Raw genomic sequence first — 24,979 nt, 5'->3', positions numbered from 1 at the left:
CAATGTTCATAGTGAAGCTCCTCCATGATAAAAGGTGGTCCCACTATGACAGCTCAGTGCAGGGAAAAACAGATGCGGTTATTTTGACGGATACGATATAACCGTTTTTGACAGCGATCGCTCCAAGCCTCAGCCATTTTTTTGACGTCTTCTGCTCGGCAAGACAAGTTCGTAACTGCTCGTTTGTGATGAGGTTGGATTCCGGTATCGTGGAAGGAGTGCTGTTGGTGTCGTCTATGCCGTGGGCCGTAGGGGTGATGGACCGACAACCGAACTGTTGCTTCGACGCCCAATGCAACTGTACTGTATCGGGTGTCGAAGCATGGTCAGGATGGTGTTATTTCCGGGACCGGCATTCAGTGTTCATGGTCGTGTTTTTCCTTTTCATGATCGGAATGGTTGTGGTCGTGATTCTCCATCTCGTCGTCGGGATGAAAATGGCCATGATCATGTCCTTGTCCATGGTCGTGTTCATGCTCGTGTCCATGCCTGTGACCGTGGTCGTGTTCATGCTCATGCGGGTGTTCGTGGATGAGACCGTCATGTTCATGGGGATGCTCGTGCCGGTGATGGTGCCTGTGTTCATGCTGGTGTTCGTGTGGGTGTTTCCCGTCCATATCCTCCTCCATAATTTTCTGTGGTTGTTTGCACGGAGTACCGGTCGTTTCGGAACTCCGTGGATAAATCCCTTATATGCATCATTGCCGTGAAACGGAAGGATTATGCCCTTCGATTTCGCAACCGTCCACTTTTTATCTACAGATTGTGACGTGATCTTCCAGCTCCCCGGCGGATGTGTTCATCGCCATGCAGCAGGCGAAACGCCCCCTATCCTTCATTTTAAGTCGTGTTGCATCCAATGCTCTTCAACAGTGTCAAAGCTGAAAAATAATGCACCGGTGAACTGATTATCGTTTGAGGGCACAGCAAATTGTGGAATAATAATCATTCCGATGTATCATGGTGTCGGTTCGATACGGACAGGTCGTCCTTCCGTGTGGGGGGAGAGTGCCTTTGTGCCGGATTTCATAATTGTCGTCAAAAAAGGAGAGAACATGCAGATTTTAAAAGAGTTCAAAGAGTTCGCGGTTAAAGGGAATGTTGTCGATATGGCGGTGGGTATCATCATCGGCGCCGCCTTCGGCAAGATCGTCTCCTCTCTGGTTGCCGATGTCGTCACCCCGCCGATTGGCTTTCTCCTCGGCGGCGTCGATTTCTCGAATCTCGCCATTACTCTGAAGGCGGCAGCCGACGGGGCGCCGGCGGTGGTCCTCAGCTATGGCAAATTCATTCAGACAGTTTTCGATTTTGCGATCGTTGCCGCCGCGATTTTCATGATGATCAAGGGGATCAATGCCCTGAAGAGGAAGGAAGCGGAGGCCCCGGCGGCTCCGCCTGCACCGAGCCCGGAAGAGAAGCTGCTGACCGAGATCCGCGACCTGCTCAAGGACAAAAAATAGTCCCTCGTTTATTGCCTTGCGGCCCTCGGGGGGATGGCTTGATGGAGTACCACAGGTACTGCGGTACGCCATCGAAGCCGTCCGGGGGCTGTCCTTGGCCAGCCCCCCGGCGAGGTCTTCACACGTTGAGCTGACAAAGGGATTCAGTCGCTGCTCGCCTCAACCCGGCACGGTACGAAACGATGAATCGGGGTGCCGAGGGGATCCCGGTGGCTGCTTCCGGTCAGCCGGTTGACGTTGATCCCGTACACCTCCCCCTCATAGTTTAACCCGAATCCATGGGGAATCAGTACCGTTCCCCGGCGGACGTCGTCATCCAGCTCGACTTCTCCGACCTCGCTCCCGGCTGCGGTCGTCACCCGGACTCGCTGCCCGTCGCGGAGGTTCAGGGCGGTCATGTCATCCGGATGCATCGCCACCGTGCAGGCCCTGGCGCCATTGTTCCACGCCGGATCCCGCATCAGGGTGTTGGCGTTGTACTTCATGTGACGGCCGGCTTGCAGGGCCAGGGGGAATTCGGCCGGCAGGCGCAGATCCGCCTCTTCCTGCACGGCATTCAGGGCCTTTGCCGCCGCCTCCAGCTCCGGGATATACACCTCGATTTTCCCCGACGGTGTGCTGATCCCGGCCATCGGCTTGTCGGTGTCGGCTGCACCGACCCACAGACCCTGCGGCGTATCGATGACCGCCTGAAACAGGCGATCCCCCTGATCGAGTCCCGGCTTGAATCCGGCCCGGGCTGCGTTTTCCCGCAGGGATTTCGGCCCGGTCATCAATAGTCCCCACAGCGCTGCCTTGTTGGCGCTGTTCCACTCCGCACCCAGGGTCCTGGCCAAAATGAACGGCATCTTCGAGCGGATGGCCGGTTCCTTCGCCGCCCATTCCATCAGTTTGGCGCCGAACAGCAGCCGGTTGCCCGGCGCGGCTGCCCTGACCTCCTGCGGAATATCGGGGATGAAGCCAAGCTTGTCGGCAAGGTCGGTGAAGATCTGCGATGCCTCCCGGCAGTCCCCCGGCGCGTCCACCAGCGGTTGCCGCATCTGGAAGTAGACGCCGGGGTAGGTCCAGGGGAAAAAGGTGCCGTCCCAGGATTCATAGGGGTTGCGGCAGGGCAGGATGTAATGGGCGTATCGCGCGGTTTCGCTCATGACGATGTCGCAGACGACGAGCAGGTCGAGTTTCTCGAAGGCCTTCTCGTAGGCCGTGGTGTCCGGATAGGAGCGCAGGGGGTTGCAGCCGCTGATATACAGGGCCCGCAATCGTTGCGGGTGATCGCTCGAGATCTCTTCCGGGACCACTGCCGGCGGAAAGGATCCGGCCGCCGCCGGCGGTATGTTGGTCGCGATCGTCCTCCAGGTCTTCGGATCCCGTTCGTCGGCATGGAAGCCGAGCGGCATGACCATGCCGGGGATCAGATTGCCGCCGCGGACCCCGAAGATGCCGCAGACCGCGCCGAGGATATTCAGCAGATACGAGTTGAGGGTGCTGTGGCGGCCCATATAGATGCCCAGGTCCGGATGCATGCACCACCGCCGGGTCGTCATCAGGCGGCAGAGTTCGACGACCTGATCATACTCCAACTGGCAGACGGCAATCGCCGCCTCGACATCGAATCCGGCAAACCAGGTTCGGATCGTGGGCATACCTTCGACATATTTTTCCAGGTATTCCGTTTTTTCCCAGCCCCGTTGCAGGATGATCGCGATCATCGCCTTCATCAGCAGGGCGTCGGTGCCGGGCCGTAGCGGCAGGTGCAGATTGGCGAGCCGCGCGGTCTCGCTCCGCCGCGGGTCGATGATCACCAGCAGCTTGGCGGGGTTGCCGGCGATCTTCGTCAGCACCCGGGGCGCCTCGGGCATCTGGTGGCTCCGCATCCCGTTCCAGCCCCAACCGACCAGCATCTCCGTTTCGTGCTCGTCGGGAATGGCGATATTGTACTGCTTGCCCAGCATCCGCCCGTAGACCCACCAGGCGCCGCTGAACTCCTGGCCGGCGGAGGAGTACATGTATTGCGAGCCCAGCGAGCGGAGCAGGGTCAGGCCGAAGGCCGCTTCGAAGTGGCCGCCCTGGGAACTGGCGCCCATATAGGCCAGACATCGCGGTCCGTGGGTATCAACCAGATCCCGCATCCTGGCGGCGATCTCCGTCGTGGCCTGGTCCCAGGATATGGCTTCGTATTTTTCTCCCATCCGTTTGAGGGGGGAGGTCAAGCGACCCTTCTGATACTGGTAATGCAGGATCTTCATGCCCTTGCGGCAGGCATAGCCTTTACTGCGCGGGTTATCCTTGTCCGGTCTGACCTTGGTCATCCGGCCGTCTTCGACAAGGATCTCCAGGCCGCAGTTCTGGGCACACAGGATACATCCGGTTTTTCGCCATTCTTTCATCGGGTTCCTCTTGGCAATGGGTGAATGGACTGGCTGCAGGACTGTTCCTCTACTTACTCCTTGCAGGACTCGAATAAAAGCGGCATAAATGCCATATACCGTGCATAAAAGGCCATTCGGGCCTGAAGGGATGAAGAGGAGAGAGCAATGAAGATGACTTTTCTTGCGGCGGAAGGCTGTCTGGCTTCGGGAATTGCCGGTCTGGTCGACATGTTTGCCATTGCCAACATGTGGTCGGCCTATCTGTCCGGCAAGCCCGACCCTCCCTTTGCCACTGAAATCGTGAGCCAGGGGGGAAGGCCGGTTGTCAGCAGCGGCTGCATGCAGATGCTGCCGACCCGTTCACTGACCGATGCCCCGGCCACAGACTTTGTGCTGATCCCGCCGTTCATTCCTCTGCCGGACCCGGATCACGGCGACACCGCCACCGTGCGGGACTGGATCATTGCCCACCACCGGCGGCAGACCCCTGTCGCCGCGATGTGCACGGGTGTCTTCCTGCTCGCCGAGACCGGCCTGCTCGACGGCAGGAGGGCGACGACCAACTGGCAGTTCGCGAGGAAATTCAGAGAGCGTTTTCCCGCGGTCGATCTCCGCCCCGAGTACCTGTTGACCGAGGATAACGGCCTGATCTGTACCGGTGCCGCCACCTCGTATTACAATCTCGGGCTTTGGATTATCAACCGTTATGGATCGGCCGAACTGGCCTCGGCCTGTGCCAAGGCCCTGCTGATCGACCCGAACCGCGATAGTCAGACGCCGTATTTCATGCTGTCCCGGCAACGCGAGCATAATGACCATGAGATGCTGCAGGCGCAGCGCTATCTTGAGCAGAATTTCTCGAAAGGCGTCGTGATCGATGAGGTTGCCCGTCATGTCCGGATCAGCCCGCGCCACTTCAAGCGACGGTTCAAACACGCCACCGGCCATGCCCCGATTCAGTACCTGCAACTGGTACGGATCGAGGCGGCAAAAAAGAAACTTGAAACCACGTTCGAGACCATCGACGAGATAACGCGGTACATCGGTTATGAGGACAGCAGCACCTTCCGGCGGTTGTTCAGGCAGCACACGAACCTTTCCCCTCGGGAGTACCGGGATAAATTTTCCTGCGTGCAGGCCGTTGTATAAAAATAACCGTAACGGTGGAGTGTTGATACCGGCATAAGGGGCCGTAACGAAATGGGTGAAGATGTAATGGTTATTTCGTAACGGCCCCTAAGCTCCGCCGGGTGCCGGCACGCAGCCAGGGGGCGATGAACAAAGACCGGTCGGGTGAACGGCCGATCACAAGAGACAACGGATTGGAACGGCGCGAGAGCTGTCCGGTGTTCCGATCCGTGCACGTCTCAGGCTCGTACCATCGACCGCGGATCAGAACCGGTAGGTGAGGGTGAGAGAGGCCACCTCTCCCTCGGAGCGATCCTCGGCGTCGAATTCCATGACGTATCGGAAGGTGGCATTGGTCTTCAGCGGGGCAATGTAATAATTCACTTCCGGGCCGGCGGCATAGACCTGATCACGGGAATCGGTTGCTCCCCGCCCGGAATCATCGGTGACCTGCCATTGACAGTAGCCGGCAGCCCCGATCTCCCAGAACTGGGCCAGTTTCTTGCCGATCCCCCACTCGAAATGGAAATCGTCGCCGTTGGTCATCTCGGTGTCGTCGTTCTCGCCATGAAATTCATAACGGGCAAGAATCGATGCCGACCATGTCTTCGCCTGATCGAGATAGTAGGTGGCCCCGGCGGTGACCATGCCTGTCCAGTAATTCAAACCTGGCGATGCCGGTTCCGTTTCGTCGTACTCGCCCACGGGCAGGTAGGCGCCGAATGCTAACGCCGCATCATAGCGCTCACCGTGCCACGACAGACCGAATGGTTCCACGGCGATATCGCCGAGACCGAATTGATCGTCGCTGAAAAGAGTCATATTCCCCATGCCGAGGCTGATGTCGGTGGAGACCAGGGGCACGACGACATCGACAAAATAATCGGCGCCGAGGAGCTTGTAGTTGGTAACCCAGATGAACCGGGGAACGACGGCAAACACGTCGAGATCGAAGTTGCCGAAACCGTCGCCGTTTCTATCCTTCAGCTCGTCTGCACCGTAAAAAACGGTGTACAATCGGAGATAGACCCCCGGCGGCGGCAGCGATGCCGCCCGGATGCCTTCGACTCCGTTGGTGTAGTGCGTGCCGAAACCGGCCCAGGCAGTCGTGGTACAGATCGTAATGAGGACGAATAGACTTGCAGCGCATACCCTTTTCATTGCCTCTCTCCTGTTGGTTGTAGAATGGTTTTCCTTTCCCCCGACGATCAGTCGAACATCGGTGCCGCGAAAGGCGGCAGGAATGCCCGGCTGCTGCAACCTCATTGCCAGTTTGTACCGGCAACGGGCGACAATGGGGCGAAGATTACCTGATAGGGGGGCTGATACCCAGCAGTTTTTTCCCTTCGTTCGTTCGCTTTTTCCACAACAAATCCGCACCGGGACGACAGGCGGGGGTAGCGTATCGTGTTCAACGACCACGACCGATCTTTCGATCAGGGCGGCATCGGGATTACACAGAAAAAAACCTCACTCCTCGTTGATGGGGAGGAGGACGGTGAAGGTCGAACCTTTGCCCGGCTGGCTTTCGACGCGAATCTCCCCCTGATGATTGCGGACGATACCGTAACATATCGACAGGCCCAGACCGGTCCCCTTGACTTCGGGCTTCGTCGTATAGAATGGCTGGAAGAGCAGGTCCATCTGCTCATGTCGGATGCCGATCCCGGTGTCGCTGATGGCCACGGCGACTCTCCTGTCTTCCCTCCGGGTACTGATTGTGATCACGCCGCCGGACGGGGAACAGGCATCGGCCGCGTTGGCCAGGAGGTTGAGAAAGACCTGTTTGATCTGGTCCTGAACCGCCATGATCTGTGGCAACTGGTCGGCATAGTTCAGAACGACGGCAATCCGTTTGCTGCGAAAATCGCTCTTATGCAGCAATAGAATGGAATCTATCGATTTCTCCACATCCACCATGACTTTGCGACCTGAGGAGGGGCGGTTGAATTCGCGGAGACTGGAGATCAGATCCTTGATCCTTTTACTTTCATCGATCGCCGCGTCCAGCAGTTCCCTGTCCTCTTCCTCGAGGATCGCCCTTTTTTTCAAGCCGTTCAGGATCGACATGATTCCCTGCAGGGGATTGTTGAATTCGTGGGCGATGGAGGCGGACAGTCTGCCGATCGCCGCCAGTTTTTCAGCGTGCAGGTATTGTCTCTGTGTCTCCTGGAGTTCGCGGGTGCGTCGTTCAACCCGGCGTTCCAGATCAGAATTGATGGACTGAAGCTGCTTTTCCGAGTCAAGCAGCGCCGCTTCGGCCTTTTTGCGCTCGGTGATGTCCTCGAAGACAGTCGCGAAAAAATTCGGCATCGGTCTGTAGGCGACAATCGAGTACCAGCCACCGAGTTGTTCGGAAAATTGTTCGAAGCGGATTTGGGTGCCGGTAAGGGCAACTTTGCCATACACGCCTATCCAGTCGAAGACATCCTGATCGATGCCGGGTATCGCCTGGGTGACGTTTTTGTTCAAAATATCTTCGGCCTTCAAACCGGTCAGCCTTTCGAAGGCGCTGTTCACTTCCCGGAAGATATAATCAACGGGCTTTCCCGATTGGTCGACGACGATTTCGTGGAGGGCAAAGCCGTTGATCATGTGTTCAAACAACGATCGGTACCTGGTTTCACTTTCCCGCAGCGCCGCTTCGGCCTGTTCGCGCATCAACGCCGAACCGATGTGGGCTGCGATTCCCTCGAGTGTTTCAATCGAGTTGCGGGTGAAACATCCCTTGCGCCGATCGTTGAACTGGATCAGGCCGACAATCTTTTTTTTGTCGCGAATGGGCACCAGTGCCACGGAGGCATACTTCTGGTGTATGCAGGTGTTGCGCGGATGCAACCGGGGATCTTCGTCGGGGGGGATATCCAGAAGCGGTTCCGAGTCGTTGACCCAGAAACTGCCGCCGGGCGTGAAGAATGGGTTGGCGGGGTCGGTTCTGCCGGAGATCACCAGGCCGCAGGTGCACTCCAGCCTGACGTTGCCGTCCTGGTCCCGGCAGACCCTGCCACTCTTCGTACGTTCCGCCAGGGCGTTCTCGATTTGGAGAAATTCCTCGGAAAAACCCTGTTGCGCAAAATAAGGGTAATCATCGGCATCCTGCAGGCGGATGGCAACGGCATCGAATCCGGTCCATTTCTTCAGCACCTCGAGGACATGCCTGATCGATTCCGGTACATTTTCAGGATCGTTGAGCAGCTGGAGAACTTCCCGGTTCATCTCCCGATACGCTTCCATCAGCCTGTGGTCGATGGCGTCATCCCTCTCCGAGTTCGGGGTCCGGTTCATGTATTTCCCTTTGTCTACTGTGAAGAGCGCTCAGCAGCGGCGCTGGAACCTTGAACAGGCCTGTTGTGGACGATCATTCGCTCGCATTGAGATCCGACAAGGGATGAGTCGGTGTCCTGCCGCCGATCGAGTTGACGGCGATATGACCTGTGAGATTTCGGTCTTGATAGTCAAAGCTGCCGGTTCAACGACAGAAATTCAACCCGTGTAGCACATAGTAGCAGATCGGATCTGCATTACTCCAGCAGATACTGATGAAAAGACTATCAGGCTCCACCAGTGATCTGTTCCACGTCTCGAAGCCGGCCGTGAAAACACTTGCCCGGAATGCTCTGCATGGTTACTCTACGGGAGTTTGAGCCGGCCCTGTACTTCCGGCACGTTGGTCGTGAGGGCTTTTGGCGTTACTTGTGTCGCCTCTTTATCATCCAGGATTTTCCACCCTTTTCGTTTTGTCTGTGAAGGACTGCCAACACCGTCTTCCGTTTGCCAAATTCAACCAATTGTGTGCGAGAATTATGAGAAATATTGCCTTGTTCCTCGTTGTCTTCATACTGACTGTCCAGACGGCCTGGGGCGGTCGGGCCAAGATCGATACCGTCTCCAGGGACCCATATGCCTCCGCCCTGGTCATTGATGCCGAGACCGGCAAGGTGCTGTTCTCCGATCATCCCGATACCCCGCTGTTCCCTGCCTCGGTAATCAAGCTGATGAACCTTCTGGTGATCCTCGAACGGATCGACCAGGGGACCCTGAAGCTGGAGGACATGGTCCAGGTGACCACGGAGGCGGCGAAGACCGGTGGGTCGCAGGTCTATCTCGATCCGAAGGAACGATTTACCGTCGAAGAACTCCTCTATGCCCTGGCGGTCCAATCGGCCAACGATGCGGCCGTCGCCCTGGCCGTGCATATCGCCGGTTCCAAGGAGGGATTTGTCGCCCTGATGAATCAGAAGGCGGCGGAGCTGGGGATGAAGAACACCCATATCCACTCCGTCCACGGCCTGCCTCCGGCGGAGGGCCAGAAACCGGACGTCACGACGGCCAGCGACCTCGCCCTCCTCTGCCGTGCCCTGGCCGATCGCCCGGATGCCCTCAAGTATACCGGCACCAGGGAACGGGGCTTCCGGGACAACACCTTCATCATGCGCAACCACAACCATCTGCTGGGGCAGATCGATGGCTGCGACGGGTTCAAGACCGGCTATTACCAGGCCGCGGGATTCTCGATCGCGGTAACCGCCAAAAAGGGCGGGGTACGGGTCATCGCCATTGTCATGGGGAGCAAAGATCGCAAGGTTCGTGATGCCAAGGCCAGTGAATTGCTGGGTAAGGGATTTGCGATGCTGCCGCCGAAACCGGAGCCCGCAATCGCCGTGAGCAACCCGGCAGCCCCGGCGGCGACTCCGGTGCAAGCCGATGCCCCTGCGCCTCCGGCTGCAGGCCCCGGGGCACCGGAGGAACCGGTCGTCTCCTCCGGTGGCGGTTGGGGAACTTTTTTCCTGGGATTGGGGACCGGGGTCGTTCTCTTCGGGCTGCTGGCATTTTTCTTGCTCAGAAAACGTTCCAGAAGATGAGGTGCACCGCCTCTTTTACCCGTTCTTCAGGGCCATGCGGGCGGCGATGACGATCGGATCCCACACCCCGGCAAAAGGCGGGGCATAACTGAGATCGAGATAGAGCAGGTCCTCCAGCGAAAAACCGGCATGGAGCGCGGTAGCCGCCGTATCGATGCGTTTGGCCGATCCGGGGCCGCCGACGATCTGGACCCCCAGCAGGCGGGCGGAACTCTTTTCCGCCAGAACCTTGACGCTGATCGGGGCCGAGCCCGGGTAATAACGGGGCAGGGTGTGGGCCTCGATCATGCCGACCGCATACTCCAGTCCCAGTGCCTCGATCTCCCTCTCGTTCAGCCCGGTCCGGGCGCACTCGGTGTCCATGAATTTCGTGATCGCAGTCCCGACCACGCCGGGGAAGGCGGCGGGCCGGCCCCCCAGATTCATGCCGGCGATCCGCCCCTGTTTGTTGGCGATGGTGCCCAAGGCGATATGCACCGGCCGACGGCTGACAAGGTGGAAGGACTGGGCGCAATCCCCTGCCGCCCAGATATTGGCCGTTTCGGTCTGCTGCATCGCGTTGACCTTGATGCTTTCTTTCGGGCCGAGCGGAATGCCGGCATCCTTCGCCAATTGACTGTTGGGTACGACTCCCAGTCCGAGGATGATCAGGTCGGCGGGAATGGTCTGTTTGTCGGTGGCGACGGCAACGGCCAGCCCTGCCTTGTGTTCAAAGCCCTGTACCGTTTCGTTGACCCGGAGATCGATACCGTGATGAAGCAAGGCCCGGTTGAGACGACCGCCCATGTCCGGATCGAGGGTCGACATCACCTGGGCGCTGCGCTGGATCATGGTGACGTTCAGGCCGCGCATGTGCAGGGCTTCGGCCATCTCCAGACCGAGATAGCCGCCGCCGATGATGACCGCCGACCTCGGCTGCTGCTCGGCAAGCGCCCGCTTGAGCTGCGTACCGTTGACGAGGTTGTGGACGTCGTAGATATTGCGACTGTCGATGCCTTCGAGAGGAGGTCGGAACGGTCTGGCCCCGGTGGCGAGGAGCAGCTGATCGTAAGGCTCCCAACGTTCGGTCGCGGAGGTCAGGTCCTTCACCAGGACCCGTTGCCTTGCCGGATCGATGCCGGTGACCTCGTGCCTGATATGGACATTGATATTGTGTTTGTCACGGAACGATTGCGGCGTTCTGGCGATGAGCGCCTCTTCCCTGTCGACCAGACCGGCGACATAGTAGGGAATGCCTCAGGCTGCAAACGAGGTGTACGGCCCGCGTTCAAAAACCGTGATGCCGGTTTCCGGCTGCAGTCGGCGGACCAGCGACGCGGCGGTCATGCCGGCGGCATCGCCGCCTATGACGATCAGCATGGTGTTTCCTTTTCGTTGAATTTCCGGAAAATCAGAGGCCGCTTATCGTGAATGGCCTTCCAGTCCTTGCCCGGGCTCCATCATCGCGGTTCCGCCTGACAATCAATTCTATCGCTTGCTTGGTCCTGAATGTTGCCGAATATCGACGTCGGGGAAAAATCCCTTATCTATTATCTCATTTCCAGGGTATGTTGTTGAAGAAATACTTTTACTCCGGAGAAAATAAAATATGCGCAGAAGAACAGTCCATCAATGGAAGGATTGGCTCCTGGAATATATCGGTGACGACCGCTATGAATTGCTCAACCTGCATACTCGGTCGTTGCAGACGGTCGTGGCCAAGAATGCCATGGATGCGGAAAATCAATGTCGCCAGATTATGATCAAACTCCAGGAAGAAGAAGTTTGATCCGCCCTGGAATCATGTTCGTGCAGTTTCATCGTTCCCCCTTTCGGAGTTGGTCGGGGAACGTCGTTCCCTCCCGAGAGCGTCGATTGTCGTCATTCAGCTCTTGATTTTCGAATAGTCACGCCGTGGTTTGTTAGCGGCGCCAGCCTGACGGATAAAATTTAAAAAAAGGTCTCCCATTGTCAAGAAGCAATTTTTCGTTTGAAAAACGCCAGAAGGAATTGGAAAGAAAGAAAAAGAAAACAGAAAAACAACAACGGAAGCGAGAAAAGAATAAACCGCCGCCGGGGGAGAATGAGGATGGGGGCGAGGAAGAGACCATCCCCGAGTCGGAGAGTTGATAGACCGTCCACTGCTCTCAATCGTTGCCATGTATTTTTCTGGAGAAGCAAACAGAGACTTCGTCAAATGAAGACGCAGTATAATATACCAGTTTCATAACATTTATTTTAAGAGGGAGCAATTATGGCGATTTTTTCCAAAGGTGAAAACGTTAGACACAATAAAAAGGCGGAATGGGGTATCGGAAAAGTCCTCGAGGTAGACAAGTGCGGGACAATCAAGGTTGTTTTTGAAGGAAAAAACGAATTGTCAATAGCCAAGGGGGCGAAATATCTCTTGAAAGTCAATGGCAATGGCAAAGGAATCAAATGAGCGGTTGCCGGATATCATGGCAGATTCTCACTGCAATGGTCGATGATGCGATCACGAACGGGAATGATTGTTTCGCGGGCGGTTGGTGGTGCGGCACACCGTGCTGGGAATGGTCCTGCTCGAAAGATGACGAAATGATAAAGTAAAGGTGATTTTTTGCAAACAGTAGTGAAAAAATGGTTCCGTGACAAAGACTCAGGGTTTCTCGACAATAAAGGCGGTCCCGATATTCTGGTGCGCAAGGCCGATCTTGTCGATTGTCAGTTTTTGAAGGTCGGCGTTACAGTCGAGTTCGAATGTCACATTGAAAAACAGGTTTTGGTTGCCAGAAAGGTCAGGCTGTCGAATCACAAGAATCCCGATGGTCAAAACAATAGAAATCGTGGCCCTAAACCATTCCACTTTGGCGTTATGACCTGAGGTGAGTTGGCTGCATGCCCCTGAAAACAGGTGCCGATGCAGTCCGATCCACATTCGCGATAGATCTGCCGGCCTCGTACTCCGATCATTAACGATCATCGATCGTCCCGCTTGAACTTGACAAGGCCTAAGATCGGCAAGGCTTCCTCCGGCATCGAAGTTCTGCAACCCCAGGCAATGCCTGGCGGCGTCGAAACCAATACAGTTCATAGCGTGCCGTTTCCTTTATTCGAGTCCACACGACGGTGCCGCTTTTGCAACCACCAGTGAGCAATGATCCCAGTCTTCAACGGTTGCCGTCCGCCTTTCCAGCCGGCGGCGGCGATTCTCCGGTGAATGTGGGCGTCTAGCCGTAGCCCAGGGCAACCAGGTCGTCTTCGTCAAATCCCATGTAATGGGCGATCTCGTGGACAACGGTGATTTCGATCTCCTCGATCAGCTCTTCGCGGCTGCGACAGTAGGCCTCGAGAGGTTCCTGATAGATATGGATGGTGTCGGGATAGAGAGGAGGGTCGGCCGGGCTGCGTTCGGTCAGGGGGACGCCGGTAAAAATGCCGAACAACTCTTCATCCGGGGCAAGCCCCATTTCCGCCAGCAGTTGCCGGTCCGGGCGCCGTTGCACCGAGATCAGGATATTGTCGAGATAACGGCGGATTTCCAGGGGAATGCGGGCGATCGCCTGTTCGACAAGGCGGTTGAATTCTCCCGGGTTCATTTTTGGATGGCTGCCAGTCATGTTTTTTTGTAGAAAATTGGGTTGACGGCCAAGTGGGTTTCTGACTCAGATGATAACGTGGAAGGCGACACTTGATGAGGGCGAAACCCGGAAATCGGTTCTCCCTTCCCGGGAGCATCCTCCATTGTATCCCGTTTTGCAAGACATTCCCGGCGTTCGGCATCGATATGGCGTTGTGGTGTCCCCAAAGAGTTGCAGGATGTTGCGGGGAGTTGGTTCTTCCGGAGTTTTTCGAATATTTTGGACAGGCCGCCGTTCCCCTGTCCCGGCATCCACCTTTTGCAATGAGGCCAACCCATGAGCATACTTTTTTCCCCACTCACCCTGCGCTCAATCACATTTCGCAACCGGATTTTCGTGTCTCCGATGTGCCAGTATTCAAGTCCCGATGGAGTACCCGGAGACTGGCATCTCGTACACCTCGGCAGTCGGGCCGTCGGCGGCGCCGGACTGGTGATGGTGGAGGCCACCGCGGTCAGTCCGGAGGGGCGGATCAGCCCGGATGACAGCGGGATCTGGAATGATGCCCAGGCTCAGGCATTCAAGGCGATTGCCCGCTTTATCAAGGACCAGGGGGCGGTGCCGGGGATTCAGCTCGCCCATGCCGGCCGCAAGGCCTCCTGCTCGGCTCCGTGGCTGGGGGGCGGACCGCTGGGTATCGATGAGCGCGGCTGGCAACCGCTGGCTCCGAGTGCCGCTCCCTTTGACGCCGGGCATCCCGTGCCGCGGGCCCTGACCCTCGACGACATGAGCCAGGTCGAAAGCCGGTTCCAGGCTGCTGCCCGGCGGGCGTTGGCAGCCGGTTTCGAGGTGGTGGAACTGCACATGGCGCACGGCTATCTCCTTCATGAATTTCTTTCCCCCCTGGTCAATCGGCGAGGGGATGACTATGGCGGCAGTCTCGACAATCGGCTGCGTTTCCCCTTGCGGGCGGCGCGTGCGGTGCGGGCGGAATGGCCTGAGGATCTGCCGGTTTTCGTCCGCATCTCAGCGACCGATTGGGTAGCGGGGGGATGGGATCTTGATCAATCGGTGCTCCTGGCCCTCCAGTTGAAAGAGATCGGGGTTGACCTCATCGATTGTTCCTCCGGCTTTGCCGTCCCCAATGAGACGATTCCGTTCGGTCCCGGCTTTCAGGTCCCCTTTGCGGCCAGGATTCGGGCCGAGGCCGGAATCGCCAGCGGCGCGGTCGGCTGCATCACCGACCCGGCCCAGGCCGAACAGATCGTGGCGACCGGTCAGGCCGATGCGGTGCTCCTGGGGCGGCAGATGCTCCGCGATCCCTACTGGCCGCTGCATGCCGCCAAGGCCCTGGGTGCCGAGACGGGGTGGCCGAAACAGTACGGCCGGGCCCGATAATCCCGCCTGGCGGTCTTCGGCGATCATTCCTGGATGCCACACTCCATGCAATTATCGGTTCCCATGCCGGAACGAACTGGCTACAATCGCGGTTGCCGGGTATTTTTTCCTTTCGATTCGGTCGTGTGACAAAAGGTCCCGGCGGCAGCCTCGCCCTCGGCCGTCCGATCGGGGCCTCCGGGGCCCGGGTCCTGCCGTCACTGCTTCATGAAATTCCCGAAGATCAGCCCTCTTCGGACCCACCCATAACCTCAGGTTTTCCTCGCTCTCTCTTCCATGCCGATCACGAAACTGACCGTTGACCAGCTGCGTCTCACCGTCGATCCCGACACGCTGGGATTTGCCGACACCTCGGAACTGCTTCACCATCCCCTGTCCTGGATCGGGCAGGAACGGGCGGAAACCGCCGTACGCTTCGGCCTGGGGATGGATCAGGCCGATTACAACCTCTTCGTTCTGGGCGAGGCCGGCAGCGGCCGCTCGTCGCTGCTGCGACAGGCCATGCAGGTCGCCGCCTCGAACCGCGCCACCCCGCCGGATCTCTGTTATCTGTACAATTTCGATGCCCCGGAACGTCCCCGTGCCCTTCGCCTGCCGAGCGGTCAGGGGCGTCTGCTCCGTCAGCATATGGCGCGGATGATGAATACCCTGCTGGCGGATATCCCGCAGCAACTGGACGGCCCGCACTTCAAGGTCGAGAGCGAGCGTATCGCCAAATCCTACAAGGAGGAAGAATCCAGGGCCTACGCCGAACTCGATGCCTTCGGCGAAGCCCGGAATTTTACGATGCACCGGGAGTCCGGTCATCTGCTCTTCACGTTGCGGGGCAGGGAAGGGCATGCGATGACCGAAGACGAGATGCTGGCCCTGCCGAAGGAGCAGCGGGCCGAGATCGATCGGGCCGAGCAGGAGCTGATCGCCGAAATCAACCGCTATATGGAGTTGACCCGGCCGCTGGAGCGGGTGATGGTCGATTCGCTCGCTTCGTTGGCCCGCAAGGAGGTCAAGCCGCTGCTCGACCGTGAACTGCGTCGAATTCGCACCGCCCTGAACAAGACGAACCAGGATTCGGCCAGACTCGATACCTATCTCCATCAGGTCAAAGATGACATCCTCGACAACCTCGAATTGTTCAAGGCCGCCGAGACCGATGACGAGCTGCGCAAGGAGATGTTGAACAAACTGTTGACCCGTTACCGGATCAACCTGGTCGTCGACAACGATGGTCTGCGCGGGGCGCCGGTGATCGTCGAGGACAACCCGCTGTTCCGGTCGCTATTCGGCAGCATCGAGTACCAGTCCGAAAATGACGTGCTGGTGACCGATTTTTCCCGTATTCGTGCCGGCAGCCTGCACAGGGCCGATGGCGGCTTTCTGATGCTGCACCTGCGCGACCTGCTGGCGGACGGCCTGGTCTGGGAGAAACTGCGCCGTTTCCTCCGCAGCGGTCGTCTCCAGATCGAGGAACCAGGCACCGCCTTCGCGCCGATTGCTGCGGTTTCACTTGAACCCGAGGCAGTCGATGTCGATGTCAAGATCATCCTCATCGGCTCGCGTGATCTGTATTACGAACTGCAGGAGGGCGATCCCGAATTTGCCCGTCGCTTCCGCGTCAAGGTCGACTTTGCCGAGAGATTTGCGGCGAGCGACGCCACCCGCCGCGCCTCGGCGATCTTCGTCGCCCATACCTGCAAGCTCCTGGGACTGCCCCATTTCTCCGCCGCCGCGGTGTCCCGGCTGCTGGAGCAGGGGCATCGCGAGGCCGAGGACAAGTCGCGCCAGAGTGCGATATTCGGGCACACCGAGGCTTTGATACTGGAGAGCGCGGCGCTGTGCCAAACCCGGGCCGGCGACCTGGTGGCGGCGGTCGATGTCGACATGGCCCTCGCCGCACGGAGGCAGCGGCACGACTATCCCGAACAGCGGTTGCGGGAATCGATCGCCGAGGGCGATGTGCTCATCGCCCTGCAGGGCGAGTCGGTCGGCCAGCTCAACGGTCTGACCGTCGTCGACCTGGGGGATCACCGCTTCGGTTTTCCGGTGCGTGTCTCGGCCCGGACCTATGCCGGCGAGGAAGGACTGATCAACATCGAACGGGAGGTCAATATGTCCGGCCCGATTCACGACAAGGGGGTCCTCATCCTCCATCATTATCTCGCCGCGCTGTTCACCCGCAACGCCCCTCTGGCGTTCAACGCCTCCATCGTCTTCGAGCAGGAGTACAGCGGCGTTGAAGGCGATTCCGCCTCCTGCGCCGAACTGTATGTCTTGCTCTCGTCTCTGTCCGGTCTCCCGCTGAGGCAGGGCATCGCGGTGACCGGGGCGCTCAACCAGCACGGCGAGGTCCTGCCGGTGGGCGGCATCAACGAGAAGATCGAAGGGTTTTTCGACATCTGTGCCGCCGCCGGCCTGGAAGGCGGCCAGGGGGTACTGATTCCGGATCGCAACCGCCGTCACCTGATGCTTGATCACCGGGTCGTCGAGGCGGTGGCCCAGGGTCGGTTCCATATTCACACGATCGGCCACGTCATCGATGGTCTCGAACTCCTGGCCGGGGTGCCGGCGGGCCGTGTCAACGTCAAGGGCGTGTACACACGCGGCAGTGTGCTGGGCCTGGCCCAGAGCACCCTGCAGGCCTACCGCCGGGCCTGTCTGACAATGGAGCACAAAAGGAAGTAATGACAGCGGCACGGGGGAGGGAGGCGCGGCCGCAGGTCGACAACTGTGGTTCCAGGGGCCTCGGTGCTGTCCGAGTGCTGATCGGTCCGGTCCCCAAACCAGGGGCAACGGCACAAAAAAAATGCAAAATTCGTCTTGAAAGAGTAGCTTAAACAGGTTGCGGAATGTGGATTCCTTGGGCTTCGCTCAGGAAGGCAATCTTTGTCGACCTCCGTTCCCGATGACGACACGGTATGGACACGGCATGAAGGATGAACACAAAACCAGACAGGTGCTGATTGCGGAAAATGATGACCTGAGGCAGCGGATTCAGGAACTGGAACAGATATCGGCTGGCCACGAAAACAGGGGATATGAACGGCCGCAGTCTGAAGCGTCCGGGTCTGAAGTGAGTTATCGGGCCCTGTTCAACTATTCGAACGAGGCGATACTGTCGACCAGTCCGGACGGCACCATCCTCGACGCCAATCCGGCCGCCTCTGAGATGTTCGGCCGACCCCGGGAAGAGATCCGACGCATCGGGCGCAATGGGCTGGTGGACCTGACGGGACCGCGGCTCCACGAGGTCCTGGGCCTCGTGCAGGCGCGCAGCGGCGTGGTCGCGGTCGACAGTTCCCCCGGTCACGGCAGTCGGTATCGCGTCTTTTTGCCGGTGGCAGCGGAGGGAGATGCCGATCGGTCAACGAATGGGACCTGCACCACGGAAGACCGGCCGGCCGGGAAGATCCTGCTGGTGGATGACGATGACATCATCGTCGATATCACCACCATGATGCTGGTGAGGCTGGGATTCACAGTCCTCAGTGCCGGCGACGGCATACAGGCGATGGATATCTTTCGTCAGCATCAGAATGAGATCTGCCTGGTACTGAGCGACGTGTACATGCCGGGGATGAACGGCTGGGAGACTTTGAGCGCTCTGCGCCGGATCGATCCCGGCATTGCCGTGATCCTGATCAGCGGATATGGAGAGGAGCAGGTCATGGAGGGCGGCCATCCTGATCTTCCCCAGGCCTTCCTTCGCAAACCGTACAGCTTCGAAGTACTCAAGGATGCGATTCATCGTGCGCTCCAGGAGATTGCCGGCTAAGAGTCCTGCCGGGACCGCCTTGAATCGACCGCCACCTGAGCGACTGAATGCGGGATATCCGGTGAACGGAAGGGAGATTCCTGCCGGCGGTCCGACGGTCAACCGGTTTTTTGATCCTGCAGTTTTCACCGCCGCCGTCATCTTCCATCAAGGGATGAGACGAGAGACCGCTGCGACACGCCAGAGAGGAGACAATATGGAGTGGAATGTAGAGGGGGTTGTCTTTCTTCACCCTCCCGACGCATACACCGGAACATTCGACAATGCCAAAATGCAGGCCCGGCATGAACGGCAGATGCAGGACAAGCTCGCGCAACTCAAGGATACCTTACAGCGGCAGGCCGATCCCCTCAAGGCGATGAAATTGCTGCATGTCAAGGATCAACCCCAATTCTTCCGCAACAATCTTGGCCAGTTCCGCCAGGCCGGCAGGCTGGAGGAAGCAGTGCTTTTCTTGTACGGCAGGTTCAACAGTCCATTCTCTTCAGGCGGTGACGCCGAGACGTGGAACGACCTGTTCGCCGATTGCGATCCGGAACGGTTGTATGCCCTCGGTGAACCTGTCGGTTTCGCTTCCGCCACTGTTTATCGGGGCTCGGTCGCCGGTGTCAGGACAAGCCTGAGTTGGACGCCGGACCGGCGAAGAGCGGAGGGCTTCGCCGAACGCTGGAAGGACCCATCCCTGGGAGGCGGCGAACTGTTCGAGGTCGATGTCGTCAAGGCCGATATCATGGTGTATCTGCGGCATCGTCACGAGGATGAGGTCCTCCTCAAACCGGCGTTCATCGCATCGGCGGAGATTCGCCCCTTTCGCAGTAAAGGCATGTGATTCCAGGTTATGTGGAGGCTTTGAGGTTGGGCGGGGACGAGATCCGGTCTTGCGCCAGGGGCGGCAAGGGAAGGTCATTCCGCGCGTGATCGATTGCCGCCTGACGTTCTCCGCTTTCCGTTGTTTCTCAACCGTGAATCTCAAAAACACTTTGCACTTTTGAGATGTTCGGGGAATTCCCGCCGTCCGGTCGATCCGGGTCAGGACAGGGCCATTTTCCAGGCGATCAGGAAGACGGCCAGTGATGCGCCGGTGAGGATGGTCTGCAGCCAGAATGAGGGGCGCAGGGCGAGAACCGGCTTCGTCCCGAAGAGATAACCGGCGATCAGGCCGATGACCAGTCCGAAAAAATGCGCCCCGAGGTCGGTGCGTTCGCCTTCGCTGCCGACCATCGCCAGCATCGCCAGGCCGGCCATCAGCGGCATCAGCCACCGGGTGCGGCCGATCGCCGAATGGCGGCGGAAATTGAGGGAGGAGAGCATGCCGATGACGGCGAATATGGCCGTCGAGAAACCGACGAAATGATGGTCCCGGCCATGGGCGACGACATTGATGAGGTTGGCGAGGCTTGCCGCCGTCAGCAGGGCCGCCAGGCCGATCCCGTTGCCCAGGAACTGGAAGAGGTAATGGAGGAGGAAGACGCCGAGCACGCAGTTGCTCAGCAGGTGGAGGGTGTCGGCATGCAGGGTCAGGGCGGTGACCAGGCGGAAGTACTGGCCATCGGCCAGGATGGCGGTCGAATCCCCCGCCCCGGCGGTAAACCACGGCGAATCATGCCGCCATTGGCCGGTTTCGAGGTAGAGAAGGACAAGACAGCCGATAATGAACGGGCTGAGCAGATGGAATGACGGTCTGAACCGGTCCTGTTCCAGCGTTCGTGGCGGCCAGTCACGGTTTTCCTCGGCATAGGCGGTCAGTTCGCTGAGGGCCTGGTCGGCCGATTCTGCGGCGACGGCAATACCCCAGCTCGATTGCGACGGAGAGGTGATCGTGTGCGGTATATCGGCGGCTGAAAGCACCAGTGAGCAGTCCCTCGTTTCCTCCGGGTCATCGGTGGTGTGCACCAGCACCAGCGATTCACCCATGCGTCCGTCCATCGACGTTCACCGAGACGTTGCGACAGGTGACGGGAAAGGAAGATGCGGCCATGGTTGGCGACGATAGACTCCTGTTGATCCCGCAACGGCGGGAGGTCGATGGCGATGGCGGCTTCATCCCGTCAGTGAAATACATCCGGCGCCGCGAGGCAACCATTTTTCATGGCGGCGCCTGCCCGTCTCGCCTGCCGGGAGAAGATCAGCAGGGAACAGGGAACATGATGGACAGGAAACACAAGCGATGGCATGCGACCGGCTCGGTTCGGGCCAATCGCCTGTCGGCCGATGACCCCGGCCGGGGCGGTGGACGATTGTGCGCCGCTCCATGAAACGGATTATCGCCCTGCTGGCGCTGCTGTCGGCGTTCCCACCGCTGTCGACCGACATGTATCTGCCGGCGATTCCGATGCTGGTTGAGACCTGGGGGACTTCGCTGGCCACCGTCAACCTGACCCTGGTCTGTTTTTTCGCCACCTACTGCGGCTTCCTGCTGATCTATGGCCCGCTGTCCGACAGGTACGGCCGCCGACCGCCGCTGCTCGCCGGCATCGGCTTGTTCGTTGTCGCCAGTCTGCTCTGTGCGATGGCCGGAGGGGTGAAAACGATGATTGTCGCCAGGATCGTCCAGGGGGCCGGGGCGGCCTCGGCCTCGGCGATCGCCCTGGCGATCAGCAAGGATATGTTTACCGGCCAGGTGCGCCAGCGGATCTTCATCCAGCTCGGCATCATCACCGCCGCTGCGCCGATGCTGGCCCCGATGATCGGCGGCTGGGTCATGAGCATGACTTCCTGGCGTTTCATCTTCGTCATCCAGGCCCTGCTGGGGATGGTGGCCTTCTTCGGGGTCCTGCGGGTCAAGGAAACCCTCCAGGTCGCCGCCGCCGAACCGCTGTCGCGGGTGGCCTATAACTATGCGCGTCTGTTCCGCAACCGGCGTTATATCCTGTTGGCCCTGACGTTTGCCGTCATGGGAATGCCCTTTTTCGCCTTTATCGCCGCCGCGCCCGATATCTACATTACCCGGCTCGGTTACAGCGAGCAGCAGTTCGGTTCCTTTTTCGCCCTCAACTCGGCGGCCTTCATGGTCGCCCCGATGGCCTTTTCCCGGGCGGTAAAGAGGGTATCGCTGATGCGGCTCCTGCCGTTCGGCTTCGTCGGCATGGTCTGCTCGGCCCTGGTCATGGCCATACCGCTGTTGCCCGGTGTCTGGCGGATTGCGCTGCCGATGTGGTTCTTCACCTTCAGCTTCTCGTTCACCCGACCCCCCGGCAACAACCTCATTCTCGAGCAGGTCGAGACCGATGTCGGTACCGCCTCCGCGTTCATGGTCTTCATTTTTTTCATCACCGGCGCCGCCTCGATGTGGGCCATCTCCCTTCACTGGGCGGACAAGATCACGACACTTGGCTGGCTCGGGGTCGGGGCGTCCGTCTTCACCCTCTGCGCCTGGTTCCTGCTGACCCGTCTGGTCACTCTGCGTCAGCCCTGATTCCAACGGTGCGGCCGATTGCCGGGACACCGCGGCAACCGGACGGCAGCCGGTCATGTCCCGATGATTGTCATTTCACCGCTGCTCTGTTACCATGGGTGTTTTGCAGTTCCGATTGTGGAGGAAGAGGTTGGCCCCGACGGCAACGGGTGGTCCTGTTTGCCGGGGATGTCGTGGAGAAACGAAAGCAATGGTAGATGAGGAGGAACGATTATGAACAGACTGTTGATGGCATTGCTGGCCCTGGGCCTGGTGCTGTTCACCGCTGATCTGCAGGCCGGTGAACACCGGATCGGCGGCGGCGCCAATTACTGGGTTGCGGTGGATGATCTCGATGAGGAAGGGATCGATGATGACGATGGTTTTTCCTATTTCGTCAGCTACCAGCACTGGTGGGATTTCCTCGGCGTCGAGGTCGATATGGAACTGCTGCCCGATCGCTTCGGTGAGAATGCCTACGCCCCGGAAGCCTATATCCTGATCGGCAGCACGATCTATGCCGGTGCCGGCATAGGGCTTATCCGCACCGACGGCGAATTTGCCGACGACCCTTTCTATGCCTTCAGGGTCGGTTTGAACCTCGAGTTGCTGCCCCGGGTCTTCGTCGATATCTCGGCCAACTATCGATTCAATGATTCAGTGCAGCTGGAGGATGACGATACCGATATCGATACCGACACCATCTTCCTTGGCGCTGCGCTCCGCTTCGCCCTGTAGTCTCAGCCCCGGGATGAGATGAACTGAACGGGCGGGCGGCACGAGATGCCGGGGGAGAACCGGCACAACCGGTCCTCCCCGAGCCCTTCAGGCAGGGGCCATTATTTCACTGTCACGAGATTGTTGACTTTTTTGACACCACGGACGGAGGCGGCGATCTCCGAGGCCTTGCGGACCTGTTCGGGAGTATCGACGGCACCGGTGAGGGTGACCTCGCCGGAGAAGGTCTTGACGGAGATAGCGATCCCCTCGAGAGCCTTGTTGGCCATGAGCGAGGTTTTGACCTGGGTGGTGATGCCGGCGTCGTCCACTACCTCCCCGGCGCTTCTCCCGGCCGGGGTGTAGCAGGAGATCAGCAGGGCGGAACAGAGAGTCACGATAAGGGCGAAAACGAGTTGTTGCGATTTGTGCAGCATGGCGATGTCCTCCGTCGAATGGCAGTCTGCGGCAGCGTCCCCTTCTGGACGCTGCCGCAGGCAGTGTGTAAGTTTTAAATTATAAACAATATGCGCCGACCGGCAAGATGAGAAAATCATATCTCCCGTATTGGCCGGTGCCGTTCCCGTTCCGCTGCCGATGATCGAACCCGGGAAATTACCGTCCCCCACCCGTCAGGTCCGCGACGCGTATCTCCAACTCGTCATGGAGATCGACCGGTTCGTGAGCGAGCTTGTCGATGGCCGACTGGCAGGCAAAATCCGCTGCCGGCCGGGTTGTTCGGCTTGCTGTATTGAATTTTCAATCCTGCCGCTGGAGGCGGCGATGCTGCTTGCGGGGCGGGATTGTCGGGCGGCCGGGGGGCAGCGGCGACAAGGCCGATGCGTTTTTCTCGACGACGATCGCTGCACCGTCTATCCGCTGCGACCGATCATCTGCCGCACCCAGGGCATGGCCCTGGCCTATATCGATGAAATCGAAGAGCGGATAGAGGTCTCGGCCTGTCCCCTGAACTTTGCCGAGGATGATGATCTCGAGCAGGCGGACCTGCTGTTCATGGACGGTTTCAACGAACGACTGGCCGCCCTCAATCTCCGTTACTGTCAGGAGAACGGACTGGCGGCAGCGGTCAGAATCGCCCTGGCCGACCTCGCCTGCCCGCCGGCCTGATTCGCTCCCTCCATTCCGGCTGTTCGCTGTCAGTCGAATTCCTTCAGGACATACTGAAGCGGTTTTTTCTGCGGTCCACCCTGATTCTTTTTCGGGTAGCCGATCGGGATGACGGCCATGAACTCGCCCTTGTTCTCGCCGAGAAAGGTCAGGACCTCGTCCTTGATCAGGTAGAGGATGCCGAGCCAGACGCTGCCGAGGCCAAGGGAGGTGGCGGCGAGGAGGAGATTTTCGACGGCGGCGGCCGAACTCTGGATCTCCATGGTGCGGAAGAAATCGCGGGACCGTTCCGGTGCGAGGTTGAACAGCTCGCTGCCGTGGGCAATCAGGCTGCCGGTGTTGTTGACGCTGATCACTACCGGGGCGCTGGCCAGGCAGCGCGAGGCCATCCGCAGGATCGACGACGAGGGCTTGGGAAAGTCGCCCGCCCGGCCGGCAACGAGGTGGGCCAGTTCCAGGCGTTTCTTCTCCCGCAGGACGACAAAGCGCCAGGATTGCTGGTTATGGGCGGAAGGGGCCTGGTTGGCGGCATCGAGGATGATCTTGATCAGTTTCTCGTCGACCGGCGCTTCCTGGAACTGGCGGATGCTGTGGCGGCGAAAGATCGTCTCGAGGGTAGGGTTGGGGTGTGTACCGTTCATCGATCACTATGGCCTTGCTGGAAAAAATGGAAAGGAAACAAGGGACTGCCGTCCCAGTTCCGGCAAGGCTCACTATACCAGAAGTCAAGTTTGCGGCAAACATCTTGTGACGACAACGACGCCACCTCCGTCGCCGCGGCACGGATAGAGGATTGCCACCGCTACTTTCGACTCCGCCGGCGGAGGGAGCGGCGGATCAGCAGCAGATAGAGGGCGGCGTTGATCGCGACGACCAGCAGGCCGAGCCCGATCTGGATCTCCCGGGTCATTTCTTCCGGATAGATGATGGGGAGCAGATAGTGGTCGATGAAGCCGCCGTCATACCCTCTGTGGCCGGCGAGCCGGTTGAAGAGGTTTTCAAGGGGAGTCAGCGGACAGATACCGCCCGTGAACTCGATCAAGGCCCCCCACACGACCGCCGGCAGATGCAGCAGGGCGAGGCGGGGACGCGGCAGGACCAGCAGGCCGCCGGCGGCGACGAAGAGGATGAACAGCAGGTGGAGGACGACGACCAGGTCGCCCAGAAGACGATAGGACATAGGGCGGTGAACCCAGTCGATAACAGAGTGGCGCA

Annotated in this window: 24 protein-coding genes; 15 read left to right on the top strand and 9 right to left on the bottom strand. The window is 59.2% G+C overall.

The features are described from left to right. The first annotated feature begins 107 nt into the window (after positions 1-107). Both HNQ81_RS15750 and mscL read left to right on the top strand, forming a co-directional pair. Positions 108-710, top strand: a complete 603-nt coding sequence (locus HNQ81_RS15750; RefSeq protein WP_183352266.1) for a hypothetical protein — start codon at positions 108-110, stop codon at positions 708-710. Positions 711-1,055: 345 nt separating this feature from the next. Next, entirely contained in the window at positions 1,056-1,460 is a 405-nt protein-coding gene (gene mscL, locus HNQ81_RS15745; RefSeq protein WP_205240334.1) for a large-conductance mechanosensitive channel protein MscL, read from the top strand. A 143-nt stretch (positions 1,461-1,603) separates the two neighbouring features. Here the strand turns inward: mscL and HNQ81_RS15740 are convergent, their stop codons facing one another. Next, the gene (locus HNQ81_RS15740; RefSeq protein WP_183352265.1) at positions 1,604-3,847 is read right to left on the bottom strand and encodes a molybdopterin-containing oxidoreductase family protein; all 2,244 of its coding nucleotides are present in this window, start codon (positions 3,845-3,847) and stop codon (positions 1,604-1,606) included. A 147-nt stretch (positions 3,848-3,994) separates the two neighbouring features. On the opposite strand from HNQ81_RS15740, the gene HNQ81_RS15735 reads away from it, so the two are divergent. Continuing rightward, complete coding sequence (locus HNQ81_RS15735) at positions 3,995-4,978, top strand: GlxA family transcriptional regulator (RefSeq protein ID WP_183352264.1); 984 nt, start codon at positions 3,995-3,997, stop codon at positions 4,976-4,978. A 243-nt stretch (positions 4,979-5,221) separates the two neighbouring features. Here the strand turns inward: HNQ81_RS15735 and HNQ81_RS15730 are convergent, their stop codons facing one another. Together HNQ81_RS15730 and HNQ81_RS15725 are read right to left on the bottom strand one after the other, a co-directional pair. Then, positions 5,222-6,118, bottom strand: a complete 897-nt coding sequence (locus HNQ81_RS15730) for a SphA family protein (protein ID WP_183352263.1) — start codon at positions 6,116-6,118, stop codon at positions 5,222-5,224. 309 nt (positions 6,119-6,427) lie between these two features. Continuing rightward, positions 6,428-8,242: an ATP-binding protein gene (locus HNQ81_RS15725; RefSeq protein ID WP_183352262.1), complete on the bottom strand. Its 1,815-nt coding sequence runs from the start codon at positions 8,240-8,242 to the stop codon at positions 6,428-6,430. 518 nt (positions 8,243-8,760) lie between these two features. On the opposite strand from HNQ81_RS15725, the gene HNQ81_RS15720 reads away from it, so the two are divergent. Beyond that, positions 8,761-9,819 carry a D-alanyl-D-alanine carboxypeptidase family protein gene (locus HNQ81_RS15720; protein ID WP_183352261.1) on the top strand — a complete coding sequence of 353 codons (1,059 nt, stop codon included), beginning with the start codon at positions 8,761-8,763 and terminating at the stop codon, positions 9,817-9,819. A 15-nt stretch (positions 9,820-9,834) separates the two neighbouring features. Here the strand turns inward: HNQ81_RS15720 and HNQ81_RS15715 are convergent, their stop codons facing one another. Further along, positions 9,835-11,178: an FAD-dependent oxidoreductase gene (locus HNQ81_RS15715; RefSeq protein WP_353740492.1), complete on the bottom strand. Its 1,344-nt coding sequence runs from the start codon at positions 11,176-11,178 to the stop codon at positions 9,835-9,837. Between the two features lie 229 nt (positions 11,179-11,407). On the opposite strand from HNQ81_RS15715, the gene HNQ81_RS15710 reads away from it, so the two are divergent. From HNQ81_RS15710 to HNQ81_RS15700, 3 genes are all read left to right on the top strand, one after another. After that, positions 11,408-11,587, top strand: coding sequence for a hypothetical protein (locus HNQ81_RS15710; RefSeq protein WP_183352260.1), 180 nt, complete (start codon positions 11,408-11,410; stop codon positions 11,585-11,587). A 465-nt stretch (positions 11,588-12,052) separates the two neighbouring features. Beyond that, positions 12,053-12,241, top strand: a complete 189-nt coding sequence (locus HNQ81_RS15705; protein WP_183352259.1) for a DUF3553 domain-containing protein — start codon at positions 12,053-12,055, stop codon at positions 12,239-12,241. Between the two features lie 168 nt (positions 12,242-12,409). Continuing rightward, the gene (locus HNQ81_RS15700) at positions 12,410-12,661 is read left to right on the top strand and encodes a hypothetical protein (RefSeq protein ID WP_205240331.1); all 252 of its coding nucleotides are present in this window, start codon (positions 12,410-12,412) and stop codon (positions 12,659-12,661) included. Positions 12,662-13,007: 346 nt separating this feature from the next. Here the strand turns inward: HNQ81_RS15700 and HNQ81_RS15695 are convergent, their stop codons facing one another. Continuing rightward, positions 13,008-13,376: a metallopeptidase family protein gene (locus HNQ81_RS15695; protein ID WP_183352257.1), complete on the bottom strand. Its 369-nt coding sequence runs from the start codon at positions 13,374-13,376 to the stop codon at positions 13,008-13,010. A 318-nt stretch (positions 13,377-13,694) separates the two neighbouring features. Here HNQ81_RS15695 and HNQ81_RS15690 point away from each other — a divergent pair, with 318 nt between their 5' ends. The 4 genes from HNQ81_RS15690 to HNQ81_RS15670 all read left to right on the top strand — a co-directional run bounded on the left by HNQ81_RS15690 (position 13,695) and on the right by HNQ81_RS15670 (position 19,354). After that, positions 13,695-14,756 (top strand): NADH:flavin oxidoreductase/NADH oxidase, encoded by a 1,062-nt coding sequence (locus HNQ81_RS15690; protein ID WP_183352256.1) that lies wholly within the window; start codon positions 13,695-13,697, stop codon positions 14,754-14,756. 276 nt (positions 14,757-15,032) lie between these two features. Beyond that, positions 15,033-17,435, top strand: a complete 2,403-nt coding sequence (locus tag HNQ81_RS15680) for a Lon protease family protein (RefSeq protein ID WP_183352255.1) — start codon at positions 15,033-15,035, stop codon at positions 17,433-17,435. Positions 17,436-17,679: 244 nt separating this feature from the next. Next, positions 17,680-18,525: a response regulator gene (locus HNQ81_RS15675; RefSeq protein ID WP_183352254.1), complete on the top strand. Its 846-nt coding sequence runs from the start codon at positions 17,680-17,682 to the stop codon at positions 18,523-18,525. Between the two features lie 196 nt (positions 18,526-18,721). Next, entirely contained in the window at positions 18,722-19,354 is a 633-nt protein-coding gene (locus tag HNQ81_RS15670) for a hypothetical protein (protein WP_183352253.1), read from the top strand. A gap of 200 nt (positions 19,355-19,554) precedes the next feature. Here the strand turns inward: HNQ81_RS15670 and HNQ81_RS15665 are convergent, their stop codons facing one another. Next, positions 19,555-20,451: a rhomboid family intramembrane serine protease gene (locus HNQ81_RS15665; RefSeq protein ID WP_183352252.1), complete on the bottom strand. Its 897-nt coding sequence runs from the start codon at positions 20,449-20,451 to the stop codon at positions 19,555-19,557. A 50-nt stretch (positions 20,452-20,501) separates the two neighbouring features. On the opposite strand from HNQ81_RS15665, the gene HNQ81_RS15660 reads away from it, so the two are divergent. The 3 genes from HNQ81_RS15660 (at position 20,502) to HNQ81_RS15650 (ending at position 22,657) form a co-directional block, all read left to right on the top strand. After that, a complete protein-coding gene (locus HNQ81_RS15660; RefSeq protein WP_183352251.1) occupies positions 20,502-20,780 on the top strand; it encodes a hypothetical protein in 279 nt (92 codons plus the stop codon). Then, positions 20,777-21,940, top strand: coding sequence for a multidrug effflux MFS transporter (locus tag HNQ81_RS15655; protein WP_183352250.1), 1,164 nt, complete (start codon positions 20,777-20,779; stop codon positions 21,938-21,940). Before HNQ81_RS15660 ends, HNQ81_RS15655 begins: the two co-directional genes overlap by 4 nt. A gap of 213 nt (positions 21,941-22,153) precedes the next feature. Then, the gene (locus HNQ81_RS15650; protein WP_240191807.1) at positions 22,154-22,657 is read left to right on the top strand and encodes a hypothetical protein; all 504 of its coding nucleotides are present in this window, start codon (positions 22,154-22,156) and stop codon (positions 22,655-22,657) included. 101 nt (positions 22,658-22,758) lie between these two features. Here HNQ81_RS15650 and HNQ81_RS15645 read toward each other — a convergent pair whose 3' ends face one another. Next, positions 22,759-23,073, bottom strand: coding sequence for a BON domain-containing protein (locus HNQ81_RS15645; protein ID WP_183352249.1), 315 nt, complete (start codon positions 23,071-23,073; stop codon positions 22,759-22,761). Between the two features lie 160 nt (positions 23,074-23,233). Between HNQ81_RS15645 and HNQ81_RS15640 the strand changes: the two genes are divergently transcribed. Then, entirely contained in the window at positions 23,234-23,764 is a 531-nt protein-coding gene (locus HNQ81_RS15640) for a YkgJ family cysteine cluster protein (RefSeq protein ID WP_183352248.1), read from the top strand. A 29-nt stretch (positions 23,765-23,793) separates the two neighbouring features. On the opposite strand, the gene HNQ81_RS15635 is transcribed toward HNQ81_RS15640, so the two are convergent. Continuing rightward, entirely contained in the window at positions 23,794-24,405 is a 612-nt protein-coding gene (locus HNQ81_RS15635) for a nitroreductase family protein (protein ID WP_183352247.1), read from the bottom strand. Between the two features lie 161 nt (positions 24,406-24,566). Continuing rightward, the gene (locus HNQ81_RS15630) at positions 24,567-24,944 is read right to left on the bottom strand and encodes a DUF2784 domain-containing protein (protein WP_183352246.1); all 378 of its coding nucleotides are present in this window, start codon (positions 24,942-24,944) and stop codon (positions 24,567-24,569) included. Positions 24,945-24,979 lie beyond the last annotated feature (35 nt).

Origin of the sequence: Desulfoprunum benzoelyticum, assembly GCF_014201505.1 — a bacterium.
GTDB lineage: Bacteria > Desulfobacterota > Desulfobulbia > Desulfobulbales > Desulfocapsaceae > Desulfoprunum > Desulfoprunum benzoelyticum.
This window is presented reverse-complemented; position numbering and strand designations above follow the sequence as displayed.

Bases quoted from the DNA above. Each gene is read 5' to 3' on its own strand.
- mscL (WP_205240334.1), top strand. From the start codon at position 1,056: ATGCAGATTTTAAAAGAGTTCAAAGAGTTCGCGGTTAAAGGGAATGTT.
- HNQ81_RS15740 (WP_183352265.1), bottom strand. From the start codon at position 3,847: ATGAAAGAATGGCGAAAAACCGGATGTATCCTGTGTGCCCAGAACTGC.
- HNQ81_RS15735 (WP_183352264.1), top strand. From the start codon at position 3,995: ATGAAGATGACTTTTCTTGCGGCGGAAGGCTGTCTGGCTTCGGGAATT.
- HNQ81_RS15730 (WP_183352263.1), bottom strand. From the start codon at position 6,118: ATGAAAAGGGTATGCGCTGCAAGTCTATTCGTCCTCATTACGATCTGT.
- HNQ81_RS15725 (WP_183352262.1), bottom strand. From the start codon at position 8,242: ATGAACCGGACCCCGAACTCGGAGAGGGATGACGCCATCGACCACAGG.
- HNQ81_RS15720 (WP_183352261.1), top strand. From the start codon at position 8,761: ATGAGAAATATTGCCTTGTTCCTCGTTGTCTTCATACTGACTGTCCAG.
- HNQ81_RS15710 (WP_183352260.1), top strand. From the start codon at position 11,408: ATGCGCAGAAGAACAGTCCATCAATGGAAGGATTGGCTCCTGGAATAT.
- HNQ81_RS15705 (WP_183352259.1), top strand. From the start codon at position 12,053: ATGGCGATTTTTTCCAAAGGTGAAAACGTTAGACACAATAAAAAGGCG.
- HNQ81_RS15695 (WP_183352257.1), bottom strand. From the start codon at position 13,376: ATGAACCCGGGAGAATTCAACCGCCTTGTCGAACAGGCGATCGCCCGC.
- HNQ81_RS15690 (WP_183352256.1), top strand. From the start codon at position 13,695: ATGAGCATACTTTTTTCCCCACTCACCCTGCGCTCAATCACATTTCGC.
- HNQ81_RS15680 (WP_183352255.1), top strand. From the start codon at position 15,033: ATGCCGATCACGAAACTGACCGTTGACCAGCTGCGTCTCACCGTCGAT.
- HNQ81_RS15675 (WP_183352254.1), top strand. From the start codon at position 17,680: ATGAAGGATGAACACAAAACCAGACAGGTGCTGATTGCGGAAAATGAT.
- HNQ81_RS15670 (WP_183352253.1), top strand. From the start codon at position 18,722: ATGGAGTGGAATGTAGAGGGGGTTGTCTTTCTTCACCCTCCCGACGCA.
- HNQ81_RS15665 (WP_183352252.1), bottom strand. From the start codon at position 20,451: ATGGACGGACGCATGGGTGAATCGCTGGTGCTGGTGCACACCACCGAT.
- HNQ81_RS15660 (WP_183352251.1), top strand. From the start codon at position 20,502: ATGGTTGGCGACGATAGACTCCTGTTGATCCCGCAACGGCGGGAGGTC.
- HNQ81_RS15655 (WP_183352250.1), top strand. From the start codon at position 20,777: ATGAAACGGATTATCGCCCTGCTGGCGCTGCTGTCGGCGTTCCCACCG.
- HNQ81_RS15650 (WP_240191807.1), top strand. From the start codon at position 22,154: ATGAACAGACTGTTGATGGCATTGCTGGCCCTGGGCCTGGTGCTGTTC.
- HNQ81_RS15645 (WP_183352249.1), bottom strand. From the start codon at position 23,073: ATGCTGCACAAATCGCAACAACTCGTTTTCGCCCTTATCGTGACTCTC.
- HNQ81_RS15640 (WP_183352248.1), top strand. From the start codon at position 23,234: ATGATCGAACCCGGGAAATTACCGTCCCCCACCCGTCAGGTCCGCGAC.
- HNQ81_RS15635 (WP_183352247.1), bottom strand. From the start codon at position 24,405: ATGAACGGTACACACCCCAACCCTACCCTCGAGACGATCTTTCGCCGC.
- HNQ81_RS15630 (WP_183352246.1), bottom strand. From the start codon at position 24,944: ATGTCCTATCGTCTTCTGGGCGACCTGGTCGTCGTCCTCCACCTGCTG.